The 2,199-nt window shown below is 67.3% G+C and carries 3 protein-coding genes; 1 reads left to right on the top strand and 2 read right to left on the bottom strand.

Going from position 1 to position 2,199, the window contains the following annotated elements; translation table 11 throughout:
• Window positions 1–1,046 (bottom strand): MFS transporter (locus tag C1I98_RS38120; RefSeq protein ID WP_111172091.1); only part of this gene is annotated, 1,046 nt, incomplete at its 3' end.
• Between the two features lie 91 nt (window positions 1,047–1,137).
• On the opposite strand from C1I98_RS38120, the gene C1I98_RS38115 reads away from it, so the two are divergent.
• Window positions 1,138–1,515 carry a winged helix-turn-helix transcriptional regulator gene (locus tag C1I98_RS38115; RefSeq protein WP_199537535.1) on the top strand — a complete coding sequence of 126 codons (378 nt, stop codon included), beginning with the start codon at window positions 1,138–1,140 and terminating at the stop codon, window positions 1,513–1,515.
• 155 nt (window positions 1,516–1,670) lie between these two features.
• Here C1I98_RS38115 and C1I98_RS38110 read toward each other — a convergent pair whose 3' ends face one another.
• Window positions 1,671–1,898 (bottom strand): hypothetical protein, encoded by a 228-nt coding sequence (locus C1I98_RS38110; protein ID WP_111172089.1) that lies wholly within the window; start codon window positions 1,896–1,898, stop codon window positions 1,671–1,673.
• Window positions 1,899–2,199 lie beyond the last annotated feature (301 nt).

Genomic DNA, 2,199 nt, shown 5'->3' with positions numbered 1-2,199 from the left:
CCACCGAACGCCCCCAGCGCGCACACCACGGTCACCCGGCCGCCCCACCGCCGCGCCGGCCACGGCGCCGCCGCCGCGCCCAGCGCGTTGGCCACCGCCAGCGGCGTGAGCGCGAGCCCCGCCTGGAACGGGCCCAGCCCACCGGCGAGCTGGAAGGACTGGGTGAGGAAGAACAACAGCGCCGTGTAGCATCCGAAGCAGGCCAGTACGCACACCGTCGCGGCGGTGAACCGGCGGTCGGCGAACAGCGACACGTCCAGCAGCGGATTCGCCGAACGCCGCTGCCGCCGCACGAACGCCGCCAGCAGCGCCAGACCCGCGGCCCCGGTGATCGCCGCCATCGGCGAGGGGTGCTCCCCGGCCTGCTTGACGGCGTAGACAGCGAGTCCCAGACCGGCGATGGAGATCACCGCGTCGGCGGCGTTCCAACGGCGCGGGGCCGGGTCCCTGGACTCGGGGATCAGCCAGGCGCCCGCCAGCAGCGCGACGCCCACGATGGGCACGTTGATCAGGAACACCGCGCCCCACCACCAGCGTTCCACCAGCGCGCCGCCCAGGATCGGGCCGACGGCGGCCCCAGCGCTGTGCGCCGCGGTCCACACGCCGATGGCGACCATCCGCTCCCGTCCATCGGTGAAGACCCACCGGATGATCGCCACCGTGGACGCCATGATCATCGCCGCCCCGACGCCGAGCAGCACCCGGGCACCGATGAGCTGTGCCGTCGTACCCGACACCGCGGCCAGCGCAGAAGCGGTACCGAACACCGCGAACCCGGCCAGCACCATCCGCTTCCTGCCGAACCGATCGCCCAAGGTGCCGCAGGTCACCAGCAGCGCGGCCACCGTCAGCGAGTAGACATCGACGATCCACAGCAGCGCGCTCGCTCCGGGCATCAGCTCCTCGGCCAGGGTCGGCAGGGCGACGTGCAGCACGGTCAGGTCGATTCCGACCAGGAACAGGCTCGCGCACATCACCGCGAGGACCGCCCACTTGCGGGGGCGTGGGGCGACCTGGGGCTGATGGGGGATTTCGTCTCGCCGCATGCCCCTAGCCTGGAGACACCGCTATGGAACCCACAAGTACAGTCATTCTTGTGACATAGTGCCGCCTTGTATACCAATGGAGGTCAGGGGGATGCGCACCAACCTGCGGGACAAGCCGGACAACTGCCTGGTCGAGGTCGCCATGGAGATCCTCGGCGGCCGCTGGAAGCTGGCCATCGTCTACAAGCTGCTCCAGCGCACCCACCGGTTCGGCGAACTCCGGCGCGAGCTGAACGGCATCACCCAGCGGATGCTCACCCGTCAGCTTCGCGAACTGGAAGGGGACGGCATCGTCTCGCGCACGCTCTACCGCGAGGTACCGCCCCGAGTGGAATACTCGCTCACCGACACGGGCAGAAGGCTCGAACAGATCGCCCACCTGCTCGACGAATGGGGCAGATGGTATCTCCAGCACCACCCCGATGGCACTTTCACAACGGCTGCTAAAGGAGATGCTTCATCGGAATGAATCCGACGGCCTCCTGGCGTACCGCCGCCGCGAAACCGGATGGAATCCGGCGCCGGCCACAGCCGGAAGCGACAGCCGTGGCAACGCCGGATTCCATTCCTGGCCTTGCCGAAACCTTGCCGAACCTCAGTACCGGTTCACCTTGGCGGCGATCGTCAGTCCCAGTACGCGAGGGCGTTGCGTCCGGTCGCCTGGATACGCGTGCAGAAGTAGTTCGGGGGAGCCAGCTTGAGGTCGATCTGGCAGGCCCTGGCGCCGGCGGCGGTCCCCGGATAGGTCTTGACGATGACCATGACCTTTGCCGAGGCCGGACCCGATCCCAAAATCAGGGCGGCGGCAGTCGTTGCGGTGACGATGGACATCATTCTGACGATCCGCTTCATAGCTGGTCCCTCTCTTGACAGGTGACTTTGAAAGATCATTACACGGACATAAGTTCCACCACCTCTTGCAAGATCGTGAAATATCTCATATCCCCAAATGTCACATCCGGGGCGCCGAATCCATTCCATGGAGGGGGCCGTACTGCCTCACCGTCGCACCACCACCACCGCCTGAGTGCGTGTTTGAGAAGATCGTTTAGAGCTCAAGGGCAGATGTAGCGGGGTTGGCGTCGTGCGGGTCCGCCCCGGGTGAGGCGGCGGGCCATCCCCGCGATGGCGGCCCAGCGGATCAGCGCCTCGG

Origin of the sequence: Spongiactinospora gelatinilytica, from assembly GCF_003236385.1 — a bacterium.
In the GTDB taxonomy this organism is placed as follows: domain Bacteria; phylum Actinomycetota; class Actinomycetes; order Streptosporangiales; family Streptosporangiaceae; genus Spongiactinospora; species Spongiactinospora gelatinilytica.
Note: the sequence above shows the minus strand (reverse complement) of the source record. Positions and strands in the feature narration are given on the sequence as shown.